The organism is Neorhizobium sp. PAMB6630 (genome assembly GCF_058242775.1).
Genome location: NZ_CM177836.1, coordinates 3,001,241 through 3,022,960 on the forward strand (window position 1 = coordinate 3,001,241; position 21,720 = coordinate 3,022,960).

General features: G+C 62.5%; 24 protein-coding genes and 1 pseudogene. 9 read left to right on the forward strand and 16 right to left on the reverse strand.

The genetic code is table 11. The features are described from left to right. Positions 1–35: 35 nt before the first annotated feature. From AC4CWF_RS14415 to AC4CWF_RS14435, 5 genes are all read right to left on the reverse strand, one after another. On the reverse strand, positions 36–530 hold the full coding sequence (locus AC4CWF_RS14415) for a 2-thiouracil desulfurase family protein (protein ID WP_491282335.1): 495 nt from the start codon (positions 528–530) through the stop codon (positions 36–38). A 4-nt stretch (positions 531–534) separates the two neighbouring features. Beyond that, on the reverse strand, positions 535–834 hold the full coding sequence (locus tag AC4CWF_RS14420; protein ID WP_491282336.1) for a type II toxin-antitoxin system RelE/ParE family toxin: 300 nt from the start codon (positions 832–834) through the stop codon (positions 535–537). After that, a complete protein-coding gene (locus tag AC4CWF_RS14425) occupies positions 827–1,078 on the reverse strand; it encodes a type II toxin-antitoxin system ParD family antitoxin (protein ID WP_491282337.1) in 252 nt (83 codons plus the stop codon). The genes AC4CWF_RS14420 and AC4CWF_RS14425 overlap by 8 nt, the downstream gene beginning before the upstream one ends. 100 nt (positions 1,079–1,178) lie before the next feature. Next, positions 1,179–3,329 carry a glycine--tRNA ligase subunit beta gene (gene glyS / locus AC4CWF_RS14430; RefSeq protein ID WP_491282338.1) on the reverse strand — a complete coding sequence of 717 codons (2,151 nt, stop codon included), beginning with the start codon at positions 3,327–3,329 and terminating at the stop codon, positions 1,179–1,181. Positions 3,330–3,530: 201 nt separating this feature from the next. Then, positions 3,531–4,799, reverse strand: a complete 1,269-nt coding sequence (locus AC4CWF_RS14435) for a 3-phosphoshikimate 1-carboxyvinyltransferase (protein WP_491282339.1) — start codon at positions 4,797–4,799, stop codon at positions 3,531–3,533. Positions 4,800–5,094: 295 nt separating this feature from the next. Between AC4CWF_RS14435 and AC4CWF_RS14440 the strand changes: the two genes are divergently transcribed. After that, positions 5,095–5,820, forward strand: coding sequence for a pentapeptide repeat-containing protein (locus AC4CWF_RS14440; RefSeq protein ID WP_491282340.1), 726 nt, complete (start codon positions 5,095–5,097; stop codon positions 5,818–5,820). Between the two features lie 24 nt (positions 5,821–5,844). Here AC4CWF_RS14440 and AC4CWF_RS14445 read toward each other — a convergent pair whose 3' ends face one another. After that, on the reverse strand, positions 5,845–6,780 hold the full coding sequence (locus AC4CWF_RS14445) for a glycine--tRNA ligase subunit alpha (RefSeq protein ID WP_491285411.1): 936 nt from the start codon (positions 6,778–6,780) through the stop codon (positions 5,845–5,847). A 251-nt stretch (positions 6,781–7,031) separates the two neighbouring features. Here AC4CWF_RS14445 and AC4CWF_RS14450 point away from each other — a divergent pair, with 251 nt between their 5' ends. Continuing rightward, positions 7,032–7,436: a thioredoxin family protein gene (locus AC4CWF_RS14450; protein WP_491282341.1), complete on the forward strand. Its 405-nt coding sequence runs from the start codon at positions 7,032–7,034 to the stop codon at positions 7,434–7,436. A 3-nt stretch (positions 7,437–7,439) separates the two neighbouring features. Further along, a complete protein-coding gene (locus tag AC4CWF_RS14455) occupies positions 7,440–8,159 on the forward strand; it encodes a cytochrome c biogenesis CcdA family protein (protein WP_491282342.1) in 720 nt (239 codons plus the stop codon). 64 nt (positions 8,160–8,223) lie between these two features. Here the strand turns inward: AC4CWF_RS14455 and AC4CWF_RS14460 are convergent, their stop codons facing one another. The 4 genes from AC4CWF_RS14460 to AC4CWF_RS14475 all read right to left on the reverse strand — a co-directional run bounded on the left by AC4CWF_RS14460 (position 8,224) and on the right by AC4CWF_RS14475 (position 10,465). Next, positions 8,224–8,415 (reverse strand): hypothetical protein, encoded by a 192-nt coding sequence (locus tag AC4CWF_RS14460; RefSeq protein WP_491282343.1) that lies wholly within the window; start codon positions 8,413–8,415, stop codon positions 8,224–8,226. Between the two features lie 32 nt (positions 8,416–8,447). Further along, on the reverse strand, positions 8,448–9,323 hold the full coding sequence (locus tag AC4CWF_RS14465; protein WP_491282344.1) for a S49 family peptidase: 876 nt from the start codon (positions 9,321–9,323) through the stop codon (positions 8,448–8,450). A gap of 91 nt (positions 9,324–9,414) precedes the next feature. Next, positions 9,415–10,209, reverse strand: coding sequence for a tRNA1(Val) (adenine(37)-N6)-methyltransferase (locus AC4CWF_RS14470; RefSeq protein WP_491282345.1), 795 nt, complete (start codon positions 10,207–10,209; stop codon positions 9,415–9,417). Positions 10,210–10,231: 22 nt separating this feature from the next. Beyond that, positions 10,232–10,465 carry a putative signal transducing protein gene (locus tag AC4CWF_RS14475; protein ID WP_491282346.1) on the reverse strand — a complete coding sequence of 78 codons (234 nt, stop codon included), beginning with the start codon at positions 10,463–10,465 and terminating at the stop codon, positions 10,232–10,234. Positions 10,466–10,569: 104 nt separating this feature from the next. Between AC4CWF_RS14475 and AC4CWF_RS14480 the strand changes: the two genes are divergently transcribed. The 4 genes and pseudogenes from AC4CWF_RS14480 to moaB all read left to right on the forward strand — a co-directional run bounded on the left by AC4CWF_RS14480 (position 10,570) and on the right by moaB (position 15,400). Beyond that, a complete protein-coding gene (locus AC4CWF_RS14480; RefSeq protein ID WP_491282347.1) occupies positions 10,570–11,586 on the forward strand; it encodes a polyprenyl synthetase family protein in 1,017 nt (338 codons plus the stop codon). A gap of 160 nt (positions 11,587–11,746) precedes the next feature. Next, positions 11,747–13,759: pseudogene (locus AC4CWF_RS14485) on the forward strand (tetratricopeptide repeat protein); the annotation flags it as partial. Positions 13,760–13,940: 181 nt separating this feature from the next. Further along, positions 13,941–14,852, forward strand: coding sequence for a 4-(cytidine 5'-diphospho)-2-C-methyl-D-erythritol kinase (locus AC4CWF_RS14490; protein ID WP_491282348.1), 912 nt, complete (start codon positions 13,941–13,943; stop codon positions 14,850–14,852). Further along, complete coding sequence (moaB, locus tag AC4CWF_RS14495) at positions 14,849–15,400, forward strand: molybdenum cofactor biosynthesis protein B (RefSeq protein WP_491282351.1); 552 nt, start codon at positions 14,849–14,851, stop codon at positions 15,398–15,400. Before AC4CWF_RS14490 ends, moaB begins: the two co-directional genes overlap by 4 nt. A gap of 3 nt (positions 15,401–15,403) precedes the next feature. Here the strand turns inward: moaB and AC4CWF_RS14500 are convergent, their stop codons facing one another. Further along, positions 15,404–15,916 carry a glycosyl transferase gene (locus AC4CWF_RS14500; RefSeq protein WP_491282352.1) on the reverse strand — a complete coding sequence of 171 codons (513 nt, stop codon included), beginning with the start codon at positions 15,914–15,916 and terminating at the stop codon, positions 15,404–15,406. A 132-nt stretch (positions 15,917–16,048) separates the two neighbouring features. Between AC4CWF_RS14500 and AC4CWF_RS14505 the strand changes: the two genes are divergently transcribed. Then, the gene (locus tag AC4CWF_RS14505) at positions 16,049–17,206 is read left to right on the forward strand and encodes a PA0069 family radical SAM protein (protein ID WP_491282353.1); all 1,158 of its coding nucleotides are present in this window, start codon (positions 16,049–16,051) and stop codon (positions 17,204–17,206) included. A 303-nt stretch (positions 17,207–17,509) separates the two neighbouring features. Further along, a complete protein-coding gene (gene rnhB / locus AC4CWF_RS14510) occupies positions 17,510–18,163 on the forward strand; it encodes a ribonuclease HII (protein WP_491282354.1) in 654 nt (217 codons plus the stop codon). Between the two features lie 789 nt (positions 18,164–18,952). On the opposite strand, the gene AC4CWF_RS14515 is transcribed toward rnhB, so the two are convergent. The 5 genes from AC4CWF_RS14515 to AC4CWF_RS14535 all read right to left on the reverse strand — a co-directional run bounded on the left by AC4CWF_RS14515 (position 18,953) and on the right by AC4CWF_RS14535 (position 21,608). After that, positions 18,953–19,438, reverse strand: a complete 486-nt coding sequence (locus AC4CWF_RS14515; protein ID WP_491282355.1) for a F0F1 ATP synthase subunit B — start codon at positions 19,436–19,438, stop codon at positions 18,953–18,955. A 5-nt stretch (positions 19,439–19,443) separates the two neighbouring features. Beyond that, the gene (locus AC4CWF_RS14520; protein ID WP_491282356.1) at positions 19,444–20,067 is read right to left on the reverse strand and encodes a F0F1 ATP synthase subunit B; all 624 of its coding nucleotides are present in this window, start codon (positions 20,065–20,067) and stop codon (positions 19,444–19,446) included. Positions 20,068–20,146: 79 nt separating this feature from the next. Further along, the gene (locus tag AC4CWF_RS14525; protein WP_491282357.1) at positions 20,147–20,374 is read right to left on the reverse strand and encodes a F0F1 ATP synthase subunit C; all 228 of its coding nucleotides are present in this window, start codon (positions 20,372–20,374) and stop codon (positions 20,147–20,149) included. A gap of 72 nt (positions 20,375–20,446) precedes the next feature. Further along, on the reverse strand, positions 20,447–21,196 hold the full coding sequence (locus tag AC4CWF_RS14530) for a F0F1 ATP synthase subunit A (protein ID WP_210103376.1): 750 nt from the start codon (positions 21,194–21,196) through the stop codon (positions 20,447–20,449). A gap of 61 nt (positions 21,197–21,257) precedes the next feature. Next, positions 21,258–21,608, reverse strand: a complete 351-nt coding sequence (locus tag AC4CWF_RS14535) for an AtpZ/AtpI family protein (protein ID WP_491282358.1) — start codon at positions 21,606–21,608, stop codon at positions 21,258–21,260. Between the last annotated feature and the right edge of the window lie 112 nt (positions 21,609–21,720).

Consider the following 21,720-nt stretch of genomic DNA (forward strand, 5'->3'; position numbering starts at 1 on the left):
CCCCGTGGCCGGCGTTTTGCGTTCAAAGCATTGCTTCAGAGAGAGGCGTCCAGTTCCGCCATCAGCCGGTCGATCTCATGCCCGGCAAAAACAGAAATGCCGTTCTGACGCAACAGCGCCGCCGTAACCCCCGATCCCGCATGCCGGCGCCCGGCAAAGGCGCCATCATAGATAGAGATCGAACCGCAGGACGGGCTGCCATCGATGAGAAGCGCGTGGCGACAGTGGTTTTCCAGTGCGACCGCCAGCGCCTTCTGCGCGCCTGTCACGAACGCCGCCGTGACATCACCGCCGGTCACTTCCAGCACCCTTGCGCGCCCCAAAAGTACATCCTCGCCTGTCAGGCCCGCCTCGATTTCCGCCGGCGGCCGCGGCACGCTCATGCCGCCTGCCAGTTCCGGACAGAACGCAACCACCCGCCCCTCCTCCTGCAGACGCGTGAGGGCCGCATGGGACAGCAGCTTTCCTTTACCGTCATAACGGACCGGCTGACCGAGGAGACAGGCGCTGGCGAGGATTTTGGCGGGCATGGTTTTACACGTCCAATCGGCGCGGGATGTCGGATCGTTCATGAAGAATACGGACCACTTCGACCAGATCGTCCCCAGTGATGACATAGAAGATCAGGTGAGAACCGGCCCGCCGCCGCCGATAGCCGGGCCGCACCCAACACACGTCGCCACCCGCGAACGGATGACGACGGATCTCGGCAATCATCTCCAGGATCTCTTTCAGATAGCACTCTGCCTGGGCTTCAGACCAGCGCTCCCGTGTCTGCTCGCCGATGTCGAGAAAATCGTTTCGCGCCGCGGGAAGAAGCCGGACCTCAGCCACGGGCCTTCCATCGCTCCCGTGTCAAAGCCATCAGGTCTTCAGGATCGAAGGGAACCGAAGGGCCACTGTTCTCGCCCTCGATCAGCGCATCGCGCAAGCCTTCCAGCTTCGCCTGCTCTTCCTCCAGCAGCCGGAGCCCCGCTTCCACGACTTGCTGCGGCGAGGAAAAGCGGCCGCTTTCGACCTGCTCATCGACAAAGCGGTCGAGCGGTTTATCGAGGAGGATCGATAAGGGCTTGTTCATGAGAAGCGTCCAGCATTGAACTGTGGATGCAATTTAACACAGATCGCCTCCAAAGCGGAAGGCGGATGCAAAGGCCCCGCCGAAGCAGGGCCTTCAGCCATCATCCCGCGATCTTGGAAAAATCCGCGACCGTGCCGGTCGCTTCCCGCACAGCGTAAAGCAAAGCGAGGCGGTTGGCGCGGATTTCGGGGTTTTCGTCGTTGACGAGCACATCCTCGAAGAAGGTATCGACCGGGCCGCGCAGTTTCGACAGCGCCTGCATGGCGGACCGGAAATCCTCCTGCACGATGGCGTCGGACGCTTCGGCGGAGGCGGCGCGCACGGCGGTGTAGAGCGCCTTTTCGGCGTCCAGCACCAGAAGTTCGTCGGAAACGCCATCGGCAATGACGGCACCCTTCTTTTCTTCGGCCGCCAGAAGCTGCGTGGCGCGCTTGGTGCCGGAAAGCAGGTTCTTGCCGTCCTCGGAGGTGATGAAGGCAGTGAGTGCCTCGACCCGACGGGCCACCAGCAGCAGATCGTCGGCAGCCGGCGTCAGCACGGCATCGATCAGATCGTGGCGGGCGCCCATGTCGCGGAGATAAACCTTCAGGCGGTCGTGGAAGAAGGAGAGGAGATCGCTGTCCTTGATGATGGCAAGCAGCCGCAGCCGCACCTTACGTTCCATGAGGATGCGCACGACGCCGAGCGCTGCACGGCGCAGCGCATAGGGGTCCTTGGAGCCCGTCGGCTTTTCATCGATCGCCCAGAAGCCGGTCAGCGTATCCAGCTTGTCGGCGAGCGCCACCGTCAGGCCTACCGCGCCTTCCGGCAGACGGTCGGACGGACCCTGCGGCTTGTAGTGATCCTCGATGGCGGCGGCAACTTCGGCCGGTTCGCCCTGCAGGAGAGCATATTTGCGGCCCATCAGGCCCTGCAGTTCGGGAAACTCGCCAACCGCTTCGGTGCGAAGATCGGCTTTGGCAAGCACCACGGCGCGGTCCACGAGCGCCGGATCGGCACCGACGAGCGGGGCCAACTGGGCGGCAAGTGAGCGGATGCGCGCCACGCGCTCCCCTTGCGTGCCGAGCTTGGCGTGGAAGGTCACGTTCAGCGCGTCGAGCTTGGCCATGCGCTGGTCGAGCGGCTTTTTGAGATCGAGGTTAAATTTTTCGGCAGAGGCCTTTAGAGTTTCGAGATCCGGCAGGTTGCCCTGGTCGCGGGTCCAGAAATGTTTGGCGTCCGACAGGCGCGCGCGCACGACCTTGCCATTGCCATGAATGATTTCCGCCCCGCCATCCTTTGCCTCGATATTGGAGATAAGAATAAAGCGGTTCGACAGGCCTTCGCCGCCTTGGCGGCGGGTGACGAAACATTTCTGGTTGGTCTTGATGGTGAGGCGGATGATCTCGGCGGGGATTGCCAGATACTCTTCCTCGAACGAGCCCATCAGCACATGCGGCCATTCGACAAGGCCGGAGACTTCTTCGAGAAGACCTTCGTCTTCGACGAGATCGAGGCCGCTGGCAAAGGCGAGATCGCGCGCATCATGCAGGATCACGTCCTTGCGGCGCTCGGCATCCAGCATGACCTTCGCCTTTTCAAGGCTCGACACGTAATCGTCAAAGCGGCGCACCTTGATGGCATCGGGCGCATGAAAGCGGTGGCCATAGGTGATGTTGGAGGCCTTGATGCCATCTACCTCAAAATCCACCACCTGCGTTTCGTCATGCTCCGGCCCGAAGACGCAGAGGATGGATTGCAGCGGGCGCACCCAGCGCAGGCTTTCCGACCCCTTGCCCTCGATGCCACCGAACCGCATGCCCTTCGGCATGGAGGCCGAACCCGAGCGCATGCTTTTCGGCCAGGGGAAAGTGCGCACGATGGCGGGCATCACATCGGCAATGATGTCTTCCGCCGGCCGACCGGGCTTGGAAATCGCCGCCACATAAAAATCGCCCTTCTTCGGATCGGAGACGACCTGCGCCTCAGAAATATCCGTGAGGCCGGCCTTGCGCAAAAACCCTTGCACGGCCTGTTCCGGCGCCTTGGTGGAGGGGCCCTTGATTTCTTCGCGCTGATCGGCCGAGCGGGCGTTGAGGCCACGGATATCGAGCGTCAGCCGGCGCGGCGTCCAGTATTCGCGCGCGCCCTCATAGGTCAGCCCCTGATCCACCAGCGCATCGGTGACGAGCTTTTTGAGGTCTCCCGCCGCCTTGCGCTGCATGCGGGCAGGAATTTCCTCGGAGCGAAGTTCGAGCAGAAGATCAGGCATGGTTCATTTCCTTCGCCCGCAAGCAGGCATGGTCTCTTTCCTCACCCTCCGTTGCCGGAGGGGCGGACACGGGGTCCGGGGTGGGATCATAAAAAGCTTGGGGCACCTGCTAGCAAAGATTCAGCCCCTCGCACAATCGCGAAAATCAATGAGCCCGCCCAGAGCCGGTGCGACACCACCAAAGTGAGCCCGCCCGCGCCCTCAATCCCGCTCCAGCCCGACCCCGAGCGAGGCCAGCGCATCCCAGTAGCCGGGATAGGTTTTGCCCACGCAGTCGGGATCGAGAATGGTGATGCCCTCGATCTTCAGCCCGGCCAGCGCAAAGCTCATGGCGATGCGGTGATCGGCAAAGGTATCGATATTTGCCGGCAGGTGCTGGCCGGCAAGCCCGGGATCGGAGGCGACGACGAGATCATCGCCTTCCTCGGTCGCAAGCCCTTCCCGGATGGCGTTGAGGCCGGTCGACAGCGCGCGGATGCGGTCGCATTCCTTGACGCGCAGGTTGGCGATGCCGACAAAACGCACCGGCGTTTCGTTAAACGCGGCAAGCACGGCAATGGTCGGGATCGCATCCTGCATCTGGCTGCCGTCGATGACGGCCGGCATATGCGGGAAGGAGGCGATGACCGCATGGGCTTTCGCATCCGGCTGGGTGAAGGCGTCGGCCGGCGTGCCGATGTCGATGTGGCCGCCGGTCAGCACTTCGGCACCCCAGAGATAGGTGGCGGCCGACGCGTCCGGTTCGATGTGGAAATCGGTGGCCGTATAACCGGTCGGCTTTACCCGCCAGGTGGCGCTGTCCAGCGGCTCCACCTGAGCGCCGAAGGCGCGCATGGCATCCAGCGTCAGGTCCACATAACCGCGCGCGCCGATCTCTGTGCCGGTGAGCGCCACGGTGACCGGGGCATTGGCGCCTTCCAGCGCAAGCGGCGCGGCCATCAGCAGTGCCGAGACATACTGGCTGGAGAGGCCCGCATCGATTTCGACGCGGCCCGAGGCGAAATGGCCAGAACCCTTGACCGTCACCGGCGGGCAGCCGGTCGGCGCCTCCGCGGCAATGCCCAGCGCGTTGAGGGCAGACACCAGCGGCCCGATCGGGCGCTTGCGCATATGTTCGTCGCCATCCACAACCACCGTCCCCTCGACCGAGGCGACGGCTGCCGTCAGAAAGCGCGTCGCCGTGCCGGCATTGCCGAGGAAAAGCGGCGCGGATGGCGCGGTGAGGCGTCCTGTGCCGGTGACAACGAAGGTCGTCGCATCCGGCTCCTCGACGATCACGCCCATGGCGCGCAGGGCCTCTGCCATATAGCGGGTATCGTCGCTTTTGAGCGCCCCGGTGAGCCGGCTCGTTCCGCGCGCAAGGCCTGCCAGAAGCAGCGCGCGATTGGTGATGGACTTGGAGCCGGGAGGCGCCACATCCCCGTTCAGGGGATGGCCGGGGGGAACGATGGTCAGCTTGTCAAGGGTCATATCGGTCTCGTCCGTCTCGGATGGCATGCGGAAACGGATGGGGGCCGCGTCTCGGCAGGCCGGTTCCACTCCGTCTCGTGGTTGATGTCGTGACAAGGCTTGTTCACCAAACCGAGCCGGCTGGCAACAGGATTTGGCCGCAAAACCCATGATCGGTGCGCAGAGAGCGGCCCGGTTCAGCCAGCAACGCGGGGGTGCCACCGAACGGGGCTGTGCAGCCCGTAACCGGACCTGTAAGAAAAACAGCCGACGCAAAACGGTCTCAGGCCCAAGGCCCGGCCGCAGGAGGAACCGCATGCAGCCGCTTCAGGAAAGACTGGCCGGCAAAGGCCCGATCATCGACGCCCGTTTCGATGGGGAAGAGATGCAGGAGGCCCATATTGCCGAGGCGGAATTTCGCAATTGCCGCTTTTCAAACTGCACGTTTGACGAAGCCACCTTTCGCGCCTGCCGGTTTTACGGCTGCGTGTTTGATCATTGCAGCTTTCGCGAAACGATCATCGAGGACTGCCAGTTCTGCGAGGGCGAGATCGGCACGCAGTGGCGTTATTGCGATCTCTCCAAGGCAGAGATCCGCCGCAGCAATCTCAGCCTCAACACCATGATCGGCAGCACGGCCTATCTGACTGCCTTCAGCGATTGTTCGGCCGCCGGCATCCGGCTCGACCTCGAGACCCAGCGGAAAATCCGCACGCAGATTCTTGCCGGCGGCGTGACTTTTCGCAAATGCAAGCTGCAATATGCCGCCTTTTCACCCGCCGATTTTCGCGAAAGCGTGTTTGAAAGCTGTGATCTGCGCGATGCAAGCCTTTCCGGCTGCAATCTGTCGCAGGCAAGCTTTCGCGGCTCCAGTCTCCACAATATCGATTTCACCGGATCGACGCTCGACCATGCCGATCTGTCGCATGCCAGCTTCGACGCGCTGGACATGACGAGCCTTGCCTCGTTTCACGCAGCCGTGGTGACGCGCGACCAGCACGAGGCGCTTCTGGCCTCGCTCGGGATTTTGACGGCGGACTGACCATCCGCCGCCGCCAGCACCGTCTCAGGCGACGGCCTTTTCGATGTTCACACCGCCGGCATCCGTCAGCAGAAACGCTTCGCCACAAGCCTTGGCCAGCGTGCGCACGCGCAAAATGTAGCTCTGGCGCTCAGTCACGGAAATCACGCCGCGGGCATCCAAGAGGTTGAACACGTGGGACGCCTTGATGCACTGGTCATAGGCCGGGAAGACGCATTTGTGCAGGCGCTGGTTGGCGTTGTCGCCGGGGGCACCAAAGGCCAGCAAAGCCGCGCATTCGCGCTCGGCATCCTCGAAATGGCGCAACAGCATGTCCGTATTGGCATATTCGAAATTGTGCCGCGAATATTCCTGCTCGGCCTGCAGGAAGACATCGCCATAGGAAATCTTTTCCTCGCCCTCGCGGCCGTTGAAATTGAGATCATAGACATTGTCGACGCCCTGCACATACATGGCCAGACGTTCCAGACCATAGGTCAGTTCGCCCGCGACCGGCGAGCATTCGATGCCGCAGACCTGCTGGAAATACGTGAACTGCGAAACTTCCATGCCGTCGCACCAGCATTCCCAGCCAAGACCCCAGGCGCCAAGCGTCGGGCTTTCCCAGTCGTCTTCCACGAAGCGCACATCATGCAGCAGCGGATCGAGACCGATGGCCGCGAGCGAGCCGAGGTAAAGCTCCTGCAGGTTCGACGGGTTCGGCTTCAGGATGACCTGATACTGGTAATAATGCTGCAAGCGGTTCGGGTTTTCGCCGTAACGGCCATCGGAGGGACGGCGCGACGGCTGCACATAGGCAGCCTTCCAGGGCTTTGGTCCCAGCGCCCGAAGGGTCGTTGCCGGATGAAAGGTGCCGGCGCCCACTTCCATGTCATAGGGCTGCAGCACCGCGCAGCCCTTGTCGGCCCAGTAAGCGTGGAGCGTGAGGATCAGCGCCTGAAACGAGCGCTTGGGGTCCATGTGCGGGGCAAGGGGCGTGGTCATGGGACTATCCGGAATGTCTTGGGGGTCTGTGACGTGGCCCGTCTGGTGCCACGACGGAGCCGGAGGGTCAAGCACTTCGCCGCGCAACACGCAAAGGGCATGGAAAGATCGAAGCTGCTGCAACGCTGAGAACCCACGTTTTCGTGATCCTGTAACGGACCTCTTGCCACCTTCGTAAAGGAGAGGTGGCTGCCAGAAACAGCCGGCCAGAACCCGAGGAGAACATCATGAGACTTACATCTGCCTTTGCCACCCTGATGGCTGCTGCAGCCCTCACCCTCACCTCCGTCGTCACTGTCGGTGCGGCCGAAATCCGCTCCTTTGAGAAGGATGCCTTTGCTACCGCGCAAAAGGCCGGGCAACCGGTTGTAGTGGATATCACGGCCAGCTGGTGCCCGACCTGCGCCAAGCAGAAACCGATCATCGACCAGCTGGCGGCCAGCGGCAGTTTCAAGGATGTGACCGTCTTTACCGTCGATTTCGATGCCCAGAAGGATGTCGTGCGCGCGCTCGGCGCCTCCATGCAATCCACCCTCATCGCCTACCGGGGAGCACAGGAAACCGCACGTTCGGTGGGCGATACAAAACCCGCATCAATCGAACAATTGTTCAAGTCAACCATGGCGAACTGAGCCATGCTGACCAGCATCACCTTTGCCGGCCTTGCCGGCATGTTGTCCATTCTGTCGCCCTGCGTGCTCCCGCTGGTACCGATCGTGCTGGCGAGTGCGGCCACCCGCCACCGCTTCGGCCCGGCAGCGCTTGCCGCCGGACTTGGCGTCTCATTTGTCGCGGTTGGCCTCTTCGTGGCGCTGGTCGGCTTCGGGCTAGGATTGGATCTCGGCGTGTTCCGCTCCGTGGGTGCCGTCATCATGATCGTCATTGGCGCGGTTATGGTGATGCCGTCCATGCAGGCGCGGGTGGCACTGGCCGCAGGCCCCATCGGAAACTGGACGGAAAAGCGCTTCGGCGGTTTTGATGAAAGCGGCTGGCAGGGCCAGTTCGGTGTGGGGCTGCTGCTGGGCACGGTGTGGAGCCCCTGTGTCGGCCCCACGCTGGGTGCCGCATCGCTGATGGCGGCACGTGGTGAAAACCTCGGTCAGGTCGTCGTCACGATGCTGGCCTTCGGCATCGGCGCGGCACTGCCGCTTCTCCTGCTCGGAACGCTCTCGCGCGATGTGTTCAACCGCAGCCGCGAGCGTATGCTGGGGGCCGGCAAATGGCTGAAGCTCCTGTTCGGAGTGGTGCTGATTGTTATCGGTGTGCTGATCCTCTCCGGCATCGACAAGCAGCTTGAGACGGCGCTGGTTTCCGCATCGCCCGCCTGGCTGACAGACCTGACAACGCGCTTTTAAAAGGAAGCCGCAAGCGAAGCTTGGTCATCGCTTGCGGCGTTCAATTCCTCTTCCTCGTCGCGCCCTATTCCTCATCCCGTTTGACGCGATATTCACCGGTCTTCTCATCCTTGATCAGGGTGCCAGTTGCCCCCGTTTCGCGCTCACGTTCTTGCTCGCGCCGGCGAATGGCCAGCTTTTCGGCATCCGTTATGAAGCGTCGGTAAAGATACCAGCCCCCGCCGACAAGGACGGCGAGGAACAGAAGTTGTGCCATGGAAGATGCCCCTTACTATCGCCCCTGATGAATCAAAGGCCGTAACGGCTCCACAATGCCCGCTCTTCCAGCGTGGCTGCAAGACCCGATGCGGCAGATGCCGCCAGTTGCGCACCCTGCCCGCCATCAAACGTCGATAGGACACCGGGCAGACGCCGGCCAAGGAGCCCACGGGCGCCGCCGATCAGTTCCAGCTTGGTCTTCTTGCCATAACGGCGCTTCAGCACCTCGCGCATTTCGCCAAGACCATCGACGAGGCCGAGTTCGACACCGCGGGTGCCCGTCCAGAACAGGCCGGAAAAAATCGTTTCCTCGTCGGCCAGCCGCTCGCCACGGCGCGCCTTCACCATGTCGATGAAGACCTTGTGGATATCGAGCTGCAGCGTCTTCAGATATTCGATATCGCCTTCCTTTTCCGGCTGGAAGGGATCGAGGATCACCTTGTTTTCGCCGGCGGTATAAACGCGGCGCTCGACGCCGATCTTCTTCAACAGTTCGGGAAAACCAAAACCGCCGGAGACGACACCGATGGAGCCGACGATGGAGGTGGGATCAACGAGGATCTCATCACCGGCAATGGCGATCATATAACCGCCGGAGGCGGCCACATCTTCCACGAAGACCAGCACGCGCTTGTTCTTTTCCTCAGCCAGTGCCCGGATGCGCTGATAGATGAGGCGCGACTGCACCGGCGAACCGCCCGGCGAGTTGACCGAGAGCGCAACCGCTGGCGAATCTTTCCGCGAAAACGCCTTTTCCAGCATGGGTGCGACGGTTGCGAGATTGAGGGCGGGGCGAAACTGGCTGCCGCCCGTCATGATGGCGCCATGCAGGCGCACGACGGGAATGGTGATGCCCTCGTCCTTGCGAAACCGCTTCGGCACCAACCGCTTCAAAACACCAGCCATTTCATCTCCTGCTTCATCACGTCACGTGGACCTGAGATGTATGCAACGGAATGGCCGGCGCAATGGTTGCGCCTTATAAATTCCGCGTCATTCAGGAGCTTTTGCGGCGATAGGCGGTGCGCCCGTTATTCAGATCATCCACGAAAGGCTGGAAGGCATGGCCCTCGTCGGCATGCATGTAAAGCGGCGCGCGAACCCTGAGGCGGGCGCGCGAGCCCTTGATCGCCGTCACCAAAAGCCGGATTGCATCCTCGCCGGGGCGCGGATGGATGAGCGTCAGCTCCAGCCCGCCGAAGCGTTTGCCGCAGGCGGCAAGGATATCTCCCACCGAATGCGGCCGCGCGATGAGCGAAAGCTGCCCGCCCGGCACCGTGATCGCACCGGCGGTGCGGATCCAGCTTTCGAACAGGTCGTCGGTCATGGCATGGGCCTCGGCCTTCAGCGCATCGGGCGTCTTGCGGTCGCGGCCGTCGTTGAAGGGCGGGTTCATGATGACGTGGTGGAAATGATCGTCCAGGAGACCGGCTTCAACCCGCAGCTTGCCGCGCAGCGTCACATCCGCCTCGATGACCGCTGCGCGGCCTGAAAGATGGCCGTTTTGTTCAAGGGCAAGGGTGCGCCGCGCATAGCCTGCCATCTGCGGCGAGCGCTCGACCAGCACCACCTCGGCTGCGGCAAGCCGTGCGGCCACCGCAAGACCGGCCGCCCCGGCACCGGCGCCAAGATCGGCCACCCGGACCACACGATCTGCATCGACCAGCGAGGCAAGCAGCATGGCATCCATGCCCGCCCGATGCCCGCCATCCCTTGGCTGCACCAGAAAGAAACGCCCGCGATGGAAGGCATCGATTGTTTCGTTCGCCACCTCATCCAGGGTGTCAGGCATGGGGTCCGGCTCGTCCATGGCTTCATTCGTCCCCGGGAATTCGAAGCTCGGCGGAAAGCCCGGCATCGGACAGAATGCGGCGCGCCTCGTTCATCCGCTCGCCCTCCACCAGCAGGCGGCGCGGCAAAAGCCCGAGCGAACCTTCCAGAATGCTCATAGACTGATCCGCGACGAGACAATGGATGCCGGCATCCTTGAGCAGGCTCTGCGAAAAGGACAATACAACCGCATCATTGGTGCGGATCAATTCTTTCATGGGTCAAACCACCTCAATTATCAGTCATCAGTCCGATTGCCCCTTGCCGGGCCACCCTCCCCTTTCTATTGTCCGGCACAAATTTTGAACAGGAGGCCATTTCATTGGGCGTCGTTATTCCGCTCGAAGAGGGCAAAAACAAGCAGGCATCCGTCAAACCGCTGGTCGATCTGACCAAGGCGGACATGGATCGGGTCAACCAGCTGATCCTGTCCAAGGCCGGATCCGATGTACAGATGATCCCGGAAGTGGCCAATCACCTGATTTCTTCGGGCGGCAAGCGGCTGCGCCCGATGTTGACGCTCGCATCCGCCCAGATGTTCGGTTACGAGGGCGAAGGCCATATCAAGCTCGCGACCAGCGTCGAATTCATGCACACGGCAACGCTTCTGCATGACGACGTGGTGGACGAAAGCGATCTGCGCCGCGGCAAATCCACCGCCCGCATGATCTGGGGCAACCAGGCCTCCGTTCTGGTGGGTGATTTCCTGCTTGGCCAGGCCTTCAAGATGATGGTCGAGGTCGGCTCGCTCGATGCGCTCGATGTGCTTGCCACCTCTGCATCCGTGATTGCCGAAGGCGAAGTTCTGCAGCTCTCGGTCGCCAAGAACATGGAAACGACGGAAGACGATTATCTCTCCGTCATCCGCGCCAAGACGGCGGCGCTTTTTGCAGCGGCAGCCGAAGTCGGCCCGATCATTGCCAATACGGACCGGGCCAGCCGCAATGCGCTTAAATCCTACGGCATGAACCTCGGCCTGGCCTTCCAGCTTGTCGATGACGTCCTGGATTACGGCGGCAAGGCTGCCGAAACAGGCAAGAATGTCGGCGACGATTTCCGCGAGGGCAAGATCACGCTTCCGGTCATCCTCTCCTACCGGCGCGGCACGGCGGAAGACCATGCCTTCTGGAAGGCGGCCATCGAACAGGGCGACAGCAGCGACGACAACCTGGAAAAGGCGCTCGGTCTCATCTCCAAATACAATGGCCTTGGCGATACCATTACCCGTGCCAGGCACTATGGCGAGATGGCCCGCGATGCGCTGTCTCCGCTTCCCGCCTCGCCCCAGAAGGCGGCGCTGATGGAAGTGATCGATTTCTGCATCGACCGGGTCAACTGAAGGCGGCAGGAGAGGCTTAACCCTCTCCTGTGGATGGCCGGTTGGCAATGGCAAGTTTCTTGCAGACCTGCTCCAAAAAAGCCATTCTGTGGTGAATCATCAGCGCAGGATTCCATGGCGGCCACACGGGCGCCCACAGCTTTTCATGAGAGGCACCTTCATGCGGCAGAAATTCGCCCATCGTCTGCTATCGGGCACGGCATTCGGGGCAGCGCTCCTGTGGGCGGCGGCAATGCCTCATCTGGCCATGGCCCAGCAGCCTCCGGTGACGGAGCCCGCACCTGCAACCCAGCCTGCACCTGCAACCCCGTCTCCGCCTGCAACAGAGCCTGCGCCTGCAACGCCTGCTCCCGCAACGGAGCCCTCGCCGGCGACACCCGCGGCCCCCGATCAAGCACCCGTCACAGAGCCTGCACCGGTGCAGGCCGCCGCACCGGCACCGATCATTGACGCGCCGGAGTTTTCGACCGCCAAGGTCAACAGCTTCTCCGGCGCCTTCCTTGCCGCCCGCACCGCCGATGTCGATCACGATTACGCGACCGCGATTGCGCTCTACCAGAAGGCGCTGCAGTTCGATCCGGCCAATCTCGACATTCGCGAACGCCTGATGATCTCGCTTCTGATGAACGGCCAGTTCGACGAAAGCCTGAAACAGGTGGATGCGCTGAAGGAAGACGGCGCCGTCGAGCGGGTGACAAAAATCGTGCGCGGGCTGGATGCCATCCGCAAGGGTGACTACGCCAATGCGGAAAAGATCCTTGCCTATAAGGGCCTGAACGATCTCGACCGGCTGACGCAGGCGCTGATCACCGGCTGGGCCAAGGTGGGTGCCGGCAAGGGCAAGGAAGGCATTGCCCTCATCAAGGGCCTGAAGGGTCCGGACTGGTTCAAGGTGTTTACCGATTATCACATCGGCACCATGGCCATCGTTGCCGGCGACAAGGCAACCGCCCGCAGTTACCTGAAGGCCGCCATCACCAGCGAAGAAGCGGTGGCAACGACCCCCGACACCTTCATGCGCGCCGTGATGGCGCTGGCCCGGCTGGAAGCATCCGACGGCAACAAGCAGAAGGCACTCGACGCGATTGCCGTCGCGGAACGCCTGATTGCCAATTACGCGCCGCTGAAGGCGCTGCGCCAGTCGATCGAAAACGGCGAAAAGCCGGAGCAGCAGGTGACCAACGCCACCGAAGGCTCCGCTGCCGTTCTGTTTGCCGTGGGTAGCGCCCTGAACCGCCAGGGCGCCGAGGAAATGGTGTCGCTTTACCTGCAGATTGCCCATGCGCTGGACCCGAAGAGCGCCGATACGCTGGTGCTTCTCGGCGGCATTGCCGAAAAGATGGAACAGCCGAAGCAGGCGATCGAGCTTTACAGCCGCGTGCCGGAAGGTTCGCCCATGCGGCGTATTTCCGAGCTGCAGCTGGGCCTGACGCTGGCGCAGACCGGCGATGTCGATGGCGCGCGCGCGCATCTGAAATCGCTGATCGAGAGCGATCCGACCGACATTCGCAGTTACATCGCCTATGGCAGTGTTCTCTCCGATGCCAAGGATTATAAGGCGATGGCAGAGACCTATGACAAGGCCGTGGACGTGATCGGCCCCGTGCCGCGCCCGACCGACTGGTCCGTCTTCTTCCAGCGCGGCATTGCCTATGAGCGCCTGAAGGAATGGGACAAGGCTGAGCCGAACTTCAAGAAATCGCTGGAGCTGAACCCGGACCAGCCGCAGGTGCTGAACTATCTCGGTTATTCCTGGGTGGACATGAACCTTAACCTGGAAGAGGGCCTGAACCTCATCCGCAAGGCCGTGGAATTGCGCCCTGACGATGGCTACATCGTCGATTCGCTCGGCTGGGCCTATTACCGCCTTGGCCGTTACGACGAGGCGGTGGAGGAGCTGGAGCGCGCCGTGCAGTTGCGCGCCGGTGATGCCGCCATCAACGACCATCTGGGTGACGCCTACTGGCGTGTGGGCCGCAAGCTGGAGGCGGGTTACCAGTGGCAGCGGGCGCTGACCATGAAGCCGGAACTGACCGAAATCCCGAAGATCGAGCAAAAGATCCGCGAAGGACTGGCCGACGCCGGCCCGCCGCCGGTGCAGACGGCCATGGCATCCCCCGCCGCAACGGCGCCAGCCGTGCCGCAGCAGGATCCTGCCGCCGCTGCCAAATCGAACTACATCGTCGGTGCCGGCGACACGCTGTGGAAGATCGCCAATGACGCGCTGGGTGATGGCGACCGCTTTCGTGAGCTGATCGAGATCAACCCGGAGCTGAAGCGCAACCCGAACCGGCTTTATCCCGGCCAGGTGCTGGAGCTTCCCGGCCCCGCCAACTGACGGCGTTTTGCCCGGCATGACATTATCTGGCTTGGCCTTGGGTATCCCGGCAGCCGACGTGACCGAAACGGGGCGGGCAAAGATAAACCTTTGCCTGCACGTGACCGGGCGCCGGGCAGATGGCTATCACCTGCTCGACAGCCTCGTGACCTTTGCGAGCCACGGCGACACGGTGCGGTTTGCCGCAAGCGCCACGGACAGGTTTGCGGTGACCGGCCGCTTCGGCCCGCTTCTGTCGCCTGACGCCGATAATCTGGTGGTGCGCGCGCGCGACCGGCTGCGGGCGGCGGTTGAGGCGGTGGGCATGGCCGCGCCACCCGTTGCCATCACCCTGCAAAAGGACCTGCCGATCGCCTCCGGCATCGGCGGCGGGTCTGCCGATGCGGCAGCGACGATGCGCGGCCTGTTACGCTTCTGGGGCGTATCGCTCGATGAAACCCGGCTTAGCGACATGGCGCTTGGCCTTGGCGCCGATGTGCCGATGTGCCTTTCCTCCCGCCCGCTGATGGCGCGCGGCATCGGCGAGGATCTGGCTCCGGTCAAAAACCTGCCGGCGCTTTTTATGGTGCTGGTCAATCCGCTGGTTTCGGTCTCGACGCCCGAGATTTTTCGCCGCCTCACAAAACGCGACAACGCAGCCGTGCCGCCCCTGCCCTTGGGTGAGGACGCCGACTGGCTGTCCTTCATCGCCACCCAGCGCAATGATCTGGAACCTGCGGCCCGCGCCGCCGTTCAGGATATCGACACCGTGTCCGAAGCGCTCTCGCAAACCGGCGCAGGCCTCATGCGTATGTCCGGCTCCGGCGCCACCTGTTTTGGGCTTTACCGCTCGATTGAGGCGGCAGAGGCTGCGGCAACCGTTCTGGCAGACCGCCACCCCGGCTGGTATGTTCAGGCCACCACCACGATTGCAGGAGACGCCGCATGAGCCGGATCGACGAGAGCCGCCCGTTCCTTCCCGTCGGCATCGCAGTGCTGACCGTGTCCGACACCCGCACGCCAGACACCGACAAATCCGGCGATACGCTGGTGGCCCGTATTGAAGAGGCCGGCCACCGGCTGGTCGCGCGCGCCATCGTGCCCGACGACAAGGCAGCGATCTTCGAGCGCGTGCGCCAGTGGACGCTGATGGACGAGGTGGACGTGGTCATCACCACCGGGGGCACCGGTTTTACCGGCCGTGACGTGACGCCGGAAGCGCTGGAGCCGCTGTTTGAAAAACGCATGGATGGCTTTTCAGAGGTCTTTCACCGGATTTCCTACGACAAGATCGGCACCTCCACCATCCAGTCGCGCGCCACCGGCGGCGTGGCGAATGCCACCTTCATCTTCGTGCTGCCCGGCTCCCCCGGCGCCTGCAAGGATGCCTGGGACGGCATCTTGAAGGCGCAGCTGGATTATCGCCACATGCCCTGCAATTTCGTGGAAATCATGCCGCGTCTGGACGAACACCTGCGGCGCGGCGGCAAGGGCTAACCCTCAGCTGCGCGCGGCCCAGGCCGGCACCATCTCGCTGATCAGCCGGAAGGGTTTTTGGCCCCGGGCGAGATCCGACAGCCGCATGACCGAGCGCGCCTGCGCCAGTGCTTTGCTCTTCTCGACAATCAGCCCCTGCTCCAGAGGTTTTGCCGAACCAACCAGCCGCGACAACAGCGGACGGCGATGGTTGCGCGACGGCGAAAACCGCGCTGCCTGACGATTGAGCGCGATATGCTCGGCCACCTCGTCGATCCAGCCGATCTGCGGACGCGCGCCCGGCTCGATGAGAAACAGCCATTCGCCCCTTGTGGTGCGCAGCACATCCTCGATATTCCAACCCGTGTGAAAGCGGCAGCCGGCCGCATCCGCCACCCGCGCCGAGGCATCCGTCGAGCCGTGATCGAGCACGGACACGTCGCTCACCAACCCCTCCACGGCACCCGCCACAAGCACAGACAAGGTCTGGGCCAGTTGGGTCTCCTGGTCATGGCATTCCATCAGCACGCTCAGCATGCCCAATGCTTACCGCATCGCAACAGGAATTGCCACAAAACTGACACAGCGATTTTGTTCTTGCAATGTTCTATTTTTGCCATTACCAATGAGGTCACGGTGATCACGAGATCGGCGCCGAGGAGTTTCCCCATGAACGAGCTGACCCAGCTGCGGCAGGACGCTTTTGCGCCTGCCCATACGGCAGATATTGCCGACGCCCTGGTGGAAACCTCGGGGCTGCGCATCGAGATCGACCGCAGGCGCGGACGCGGCTCCGGCTTGAACCCCAGCGGCCGTTTCGAGACCGAACGCCGCGAAGTGTTTGACGACGGCTGGCAGACGCTGGAGGAGCTTGCGCCCTTCAAGACCGAAGTGCAGGTGGAAAAGCCGCGCACCATCATCAGCCGCAACGATTCGCCCGACATTCCCTTCGACCGCTCGATCAATCCCTATCGCGGCTGCGAGCACGGCTGCATCTATTGTTTTGCCCGCCCGACGCACAGCTATATGGGGCTTTCGGCAGGTCTCGATTTCGAGGCAAAGCTTTTTGCCAAGCCCGACGCGCCAAAGCTGCTGGAACGCGAACTGAGCCGCCCCGACTACAGGTTGCGCACCATCGCCATCGGCACCAATACCGACCCTTACCAGCCCATCGAGCGGGAATGGCGGGTGATGCGCCAGATCCTCGAGGTTCTCGCCAAGGCCAATCATCCCGTCATGATCGTCACCAAGTCGGCACTGGTGACGCGCGACATCGATATTTTGTCCGACATGGCGTCAAAGGGACTGGCCAAGGTGGGCATCTCGGTGACCACGCTCGATGGCAAGCTCGCCCGCAGCATGGAGCCCCGCGCCTCGACGCCGGTAAAGCGGCTGGAAGCGATCACGAAGCTGACGGCGGCAGGCATTCCCACCAGCGTTCTCGTCGCCCCGGTTATTCCCGCACTCAACGACCACGAGATCGAGCGTATTCTCGATGCGGCAAAGGCTGCCGGCGCGAGCGAGGCAAGTTATGTGCTGCTGCGCCTGCCGCTGGAGGTGAGCCCGCTGTTTCGCGACTGGCTGCTGCGCAACTACCCGGATCGCTACCGCCATGTGATGTCGCTGGTGCGCTCCATGCGCGGCGGCAAGGATTATGATGCCGAGTTCGGCAAGCGCATGAAGGGGGCCGGCCCCTATGCCTGGCAGATCTCGCGACGTTTTGAACTGGCCACCAAGCGCCTCGGCCTTGGCCGTCGCGGCATCCAGCTGCGAGACGATCTTTTTGTTCCGCCGGCCGGCACAGGCATCCAGCTGTCGCTGCTGTAGTTCTGAGGGACGACGGTTGTTTGGGAAATGACCGGACGTATCCCTGACTCTCCTGCGCTTGGCGCCGGAGGCAGAGACTCTGACGAGCTAGCAAGATTGGACGGATAAGCCTGAACAAGGCCAGCGACCGAGAGCGATAGCGGACGCGACGTGAGTAAGAATGAGAATTCGGCACGGTCCGCCGCCTCGATCCGTGCTGAACGCCCCCGGCCCGCCCCTCCCCTTGGGCGGTTCAAGCGATGCCGCAATCAGCGCTTTGCCGGGGCTTGCAGGAGATCGGGTGCGCGTGCGAGTTTCCGCCGCATGTTACAGAGCACGCCACCCGATTCTCCGAGCCTTTTCGACCTTGTGCCACTCGTTCCGGATTTCAGCCTGGAGCTTGCGGCCCGAAAGGCCGGCCATTGGCCGGTTGCCGGCACCGACGAAGCCGGGCGCGGGCCGCTCGCGGGTCCAGTCGTTGCCGCCGCCGTCATTCTTGATCCGGAACGGATCCCGCACGGCCTGAACGATTCCAAACAGCTCACCCTCAAGCAGCGGGAACAGCTGTTCGAGGAAATCCTCGCCACGGCGCATGTCGCCATCGCCACCTCCGGCCCGCGCCATATCGACGAAAAGAATATCTTGCGCGCCAGCCTCGATGCCATGCGCCGCGCCATTGCCGGGTTGGCGGTTGCACCCGCCCTTGTTCTCGCCGACGGTCGCGACGTGCCGCCGGGCCTCTCCTGCCCCGGCAAGGCGGTCATCAAGGGCGATGCCCGCTCCGTCTCGATTGCAGCCGCCTCCATCATCGCAAAGGTCACCCGCGACCGCATGATGACCCGCGCCGGCCTCGTCTACCCCGCTTATGGCTTTGACGCCCATGCCGGTTACGGTACAGCCCGCCACCGCACCGCCATCGACGCATCCGGCCCCTGCCCGCTCCACCGCATGAGCTTTCGCCCGCTGCGCAGGGATTGAGATTTTGCCACCGATGCGAAAAGGATGATGTTGTGGATAAAACCTCAACGCCTGACGTCCGGGTCTCGATCTGGCCAAGTGTGGGACACGGCCGGGGCATCCGTTGGCTCACGCGCACATCAACGCCGGGCCAGCCGCCCCCTCATCCGGCGCTACGCGCCACCTTCTCCCCGAGGGGAGAAGCGAACCGCTGGCGTTGGTGCAAACCAAGGTCGGAGGACCTGAGGAGAATCAGTCTATGACTTTCCGGAAGGTCGGCGGCGGCCCTTCCCTTCTCCCCCAGGGGAGAAGGTGCCGGCAGGCGGATGAGGGGGCGGCTAGCACAACGCAAGCCGGAGCCTGTCCTACCAAAAATGCAACGGGGCCGGACAAAGCCCTGCCATTAAACATTTCAGATCCGGTGAAACCTTAGTTCAGGCGGGTCTTGATTTGGCCGACCGTCTCGGCAAACAGGGCCTGCTGAGACCGACGATGCATCCGTTGCCTGACTCGGACGTCAACGTGGTGCCCAGCCGCCCCCTCATCCGGCGCTACGCGCCACCTTCTCCCCAAGGGGAGAAGCGGACCGTTGGCATTGGATGCCAACCAAGGTCGGAGAACCCAGGAGAACCACTCTTTGGCTTTACGGAAGGACGGCTATGGCACATCCCTTCTCCCCAGCGGGGAGAAGGTGCCGGCAGGCGGATGAGGGGGCGGCTCGCACGAGGCAGGCTGGAGCCTGTTTCCGCCCGAAACGCAAAAAGGCCGGACAGAAGTCCGGCCTTTCCAAAATGCGCGAAAGATAAACCCTCAGTTGAGGCGGGTCTTAACCTGGCTGATCGTGTCGGCGAACAGCGCCTGCTGAGCGCCGGCATCGGCCTTGGCGGCGATGACTTTTTCGGCAGCGGCAATGGCGATGTCGACGGCTGCAGCGCGCACGGCGCTGATGGCGTCGGTTTCGGCCTGGCGGATCTTCTGTTCCGACAGAGCGTTGCGACGAGCGACGAATTCCTCGGTCTTCTGGCGGGCTTCTTCGCTCAGCATCGCTGCTTCACGTTCGGCGGATGCCAGAATGCCGGCGGCTTCCGCTTCGGCTTCCTTGCGCTTGCGCTGGTATTCAGCCAGCAGCGCCTGGGCTTCTTCGCGCAGGCGCTTGGCTTCGTCCAGCTCGTCGCGGATGTTGTCGGCGCGCTTGTCGAGCGCCTTTGCCATCATGCCCGGCACCTTCACATAGGCGAGAAGCACGAAGAACAGGATGAGGCCGACAAGGGCAAAGAATGTTGCGTCAAATGCCATGGTGATCAAGCCTCCACTTTGGCGCTGGCAACGGCGGCCCGGATGTCTTCAGCCGACGCCTTGGCTCCGATCAGCTGATCGACGATAGCACCGGCTGCCTCTTCGGCAATGGCACCCACTTCGGCAAAGGCCTGCGCCTTGATCGTTGCGATGCTGGCCTCGGCGGCGGCAATCTTTTCAGACAGTTCCGTCTCGATGGCGGCGCGGTCGGCGGCAGCCTTGGCGCGGGCAGCTTCGCGGGCGGTCTCGGCAATCGTGCCGGCCTTGGCGCGGGCGCTTGCCAGTTCCTTCTCGTAGGTCTCGACGGCGGCGTCTGCTTCCGCCTTCAGGCGCGAGGCCTCGTCGAGATCCTGGGCGATGCGGTCATGGCGGTGTTCGAGAATGCCGCCAACGCGGGGCACGACCACCTTCTGCATGATCCAGTAGAAAAAGCCGAAGGTGATGACCAGCCACAGCAGCTGCGACGAATAGGTGGTATGGTCGAAGGGCGGGAAAACGCCGGTCGCATGCGCATCGTGCGCAACACCGGTTTCGGTATGCACTTCGGCCGCCGGCGCGGTGCCGGTTGCTGCATTCGGATCGCCATTGGCCGGCGCGCCTTGCGCGAATGCCGGTGTCACGAACATCATCACCTCCAGGGGTATTCAAATACGAAGAATCACGGCGCGCCTTTTTTGAGACGGCCGTGATCCCAATTCCAGGCCGCTCTTAGACAGCGAACAGGAGGAGGAGAGCAACGAGCAGCGAGAAGATGCCCAGAGCTTCCGTAACGGCGAAGCCGAATACCAGACGGCCAAACTGGCTGTCGGCAGCAGAGGGGTTGCGCAGTGCGCCGGTGAGGTAATCACCGAAGATACGGCCGAGTGCCAGCGACGTACCAGCCATGCCGAGGCATGCGAGACCTGCGCCGATGAACTTTGCTGCTTCCGCGTCCATATGGATACTCCTTCGAAATGGTTGTTGCGGCATTTTGAGGACCCGGAGAGGCCGGGACCCGCGACTATATTCTCAGTGACCGCCGTGCACGGCGTCATTCAGGTACATGCAAGTCAGTACCGCGAAGACATATGCCTGCAGGAAGGCCACGAGAAATTCGAGACCGGTCATGGCGACCGTCATCAAGAGAGGCAGGATCGCGCCGCCGACGCCCAGTGCGCCCATGGCGCTCATGGAGGCGACGAAACCGGCAAATACCTTCAACGTGATATGGCCTGCGAGCATGTTGGCAAACAGACGAACCGAAAGGCTGATCGGGCGCGACAGGAACGAGATGATCTCGATGGACGAGACCAGCGGCAACAGCACCTTGGGCACGCCGGCTGGCGCGAACACGCTGAGGAAGTGCAGGCCGTGTTTGTAGAAACCGTAGATCAGAACCGTCAGGATGACGAAGAGCGCCAAGGCAAAGGTGACGATGATCTGGCTGGTGACGGTGAAGAAATAGGGGAACATGCCGAGCAGGTTTGCCGTCAGCACGAACATGAACAGCGAAAACACCATGGGGAAGAACTTCATGCCCTGACTGCCGGCGCCTTCGCGCAGCATGGAGGCGATGAATTCATAGGACATTTCCGCAACCGACTGCATGCGCGTCGGGATCAGACCGCGATTGGCGGTGGAGAAATACAGGAAGCCGGACGCAGCAGCGACGGTCGCAACCATGAACAGCGACGCATTGGTGAACGAGAAGTCCATGCCACCGATTTCGATCGGGACGATCTTGAAGACCTGGAACTGATGCGTCGGATCGTTGGCCACCGCTCTACCTTCTTTCTTCCTTACACCCGCCGCAATCGACGGATTACCTTAGTCTGCAGTCTCAACTGCCGTCCTTGTCGCTCTGATCCTTGAAGGGACCAGGCTGGGCAACCATGCCCAGCGCACGCAGAACGTTCAGTATTCCGGCACAAAAACCAAGGAGAAGAAGAATGATCATCCCCCACGGCGTCGTTCCGGCAAAACGGTCGAGAAGATAGCCAAGCATGGTACCGACCGCGATGGCAGCGATAAATTCCGAAGAGATCTTCAGCCCCAGAGCCATGCCTTTACGGCTTTCCTCGGAACTCTTTTCCTTCGCATTTTCCGCTGCATCGCCCTTTTGCCTGTCCGCAAGCTTGGCGGACAGATTTTTGCGGCGCTGCTCAAGACTATCGTCGCGGTCTTCCGTCACTTAATCCCCCCTTCAAGCTTCCGTTGCCCTGACCAGAGGTCAAAGCCTCTCTCGAAGCCCAGGAATAAGCGCCTTCCGGCCGTTTTGAAGTCGGCGCACCATAGTTTTGCGC

Coding starts and splice junctions, on each gene's coding strand:
- AC4CWF_RS14415 (WP_491282335.1), bottom strand. CDS start 530: ATGCCCGCCAAAATCCTCGCCAGCGCCTGTCTCCTCGGTCAGCCGGTC.
- AC4CWF_RS14425 (WP_491282337.1), bottom strand. CDS start 1,078: ATGAACAAGCCCTTATCGATCCTCCTCGATAAACCGCTCGACCGCTTT.
- glyS (WP_491282338.1), bottom strand. CDS start 3,329: ATGCCTGATCTTCTGCTCGAACTTCGCTCCGAGGAAATTCCTGCCCGC.
- AC4CWF_RS14435 (WP_491282339.1), bottom strand. CDS start 4,799: ATGACCCTTGACAAGCTGACCATCGTTCCCCCCGGCCATCCCCTGAAC.
- AC4CWF_RS14440 (WP_491282340.1), top strand. CDS start 5,095: ATGCAGCCGCTTCAGGAAAGACTGGCCGGCAAAGGCCCGATCATCGAC.
- AC4CWF_RS14445 (WP_491285411.1), bottom strand. CDS start 6,780: ATGGACCCCAAGCGCTCGTTTCAGGCGCTGATCCTCACGCTCCACGCT.
- AC4CWF_RS14450 (WP_491282341.1), top strand. CDS start 7,032: ATGAGACTTACATCTGCCTTTGCCACCCTGATGGCTGCTGCAGCCCTC.
- AC4CWF_RS14455 (WP_491282342.1), top strand. CDS start 7,440: ATGCTGACCAGCATCACCTTTGCCGGCCTTGCCGGCATGTTGTCCATT.
- AC4CWF_RS14460 (WP_491282343.1), bottom strand. CDS start 8,415: ATGGCACAACTTCTGTTCCTCGCCGTCCTTGTCGGCGGGGGCTGGTAT.
- AC4CWF_RS14465 (WP_491282344.1), bottom strand. CDS start 9,323: ATGGCTGGTGTTTTGAAGCGGTTGGTGCCGAAGCGGTTTCGCAAGGAC.
- AC4CWF_RS14470 (WP_491282345.1), bottom strand. CDS start 10,209: ATGCCTGACACCCTGGATGAGGTGGCGAACGAAACAATCGATGCCTTC.
- AC4CWF_RS14475 (WP_491282346.1), bottom strand. CDS start 10,465: ATGAAAGAATTGATCCGCACCAATGATGCGGTTGTATTGTCCTTTTCG.
- AC4CWF_RS14490 (WP_491282348.1), top strand. CDS start 13,941: ATGACATTATCTGGCTTGGCCTTGGGTATCCCGGCAGCCGACGTGACC.
- moaB (WP_491282351.1), top strand. CDS start 14,849: ATGAGCCGGATCGACGAGAGCCGCCCGTTCCTTCCCGTCGGCATCGCA.
- AC4CWF_RS14500 (WP_491282352.1), bottom strand. CDS start 15,916: ATGCTGAGCGTGCTGATGGAATGCCATGACCAGGAGACCCAACTGGCC.
- AC4CWF_RS14505 (WP_491282353.1), top strand. CDS start 16,049: ATGAACGAGCTGACCCAGCTGCGGCAGGACGCTTTTGCGCCTGCCCAT.
- rnhB (WP_491282354.1), top strand. CDS start 17,510: ATGTTACAGAGCACGCCACCCGATTCTCCGAGCCTTTTCGACCTTGTG.
- AC4CWF_RS14515 (WP_491282355.1), bottom strand. CDS start 19,438: ATGGCATTTGACGCAACATTCTTTGCCCTTGTCGGCCTCATCCTGTTC.
- AC4CWF_RS14520 (WP_491282356.1), bottom strand. CDS start 20,067: ATGATGTTCGTGACACCGGCATTCGCGCAAGGCGCGCCGGCCAATGGC.
- AC4CWF_RS14525 (WP_491282357.1), bottom strand. CDS start 20,374: ATGGACGCGGAAGCAGCAAAGTTCATCGGCGCAGGTCTCGCATGCCTC.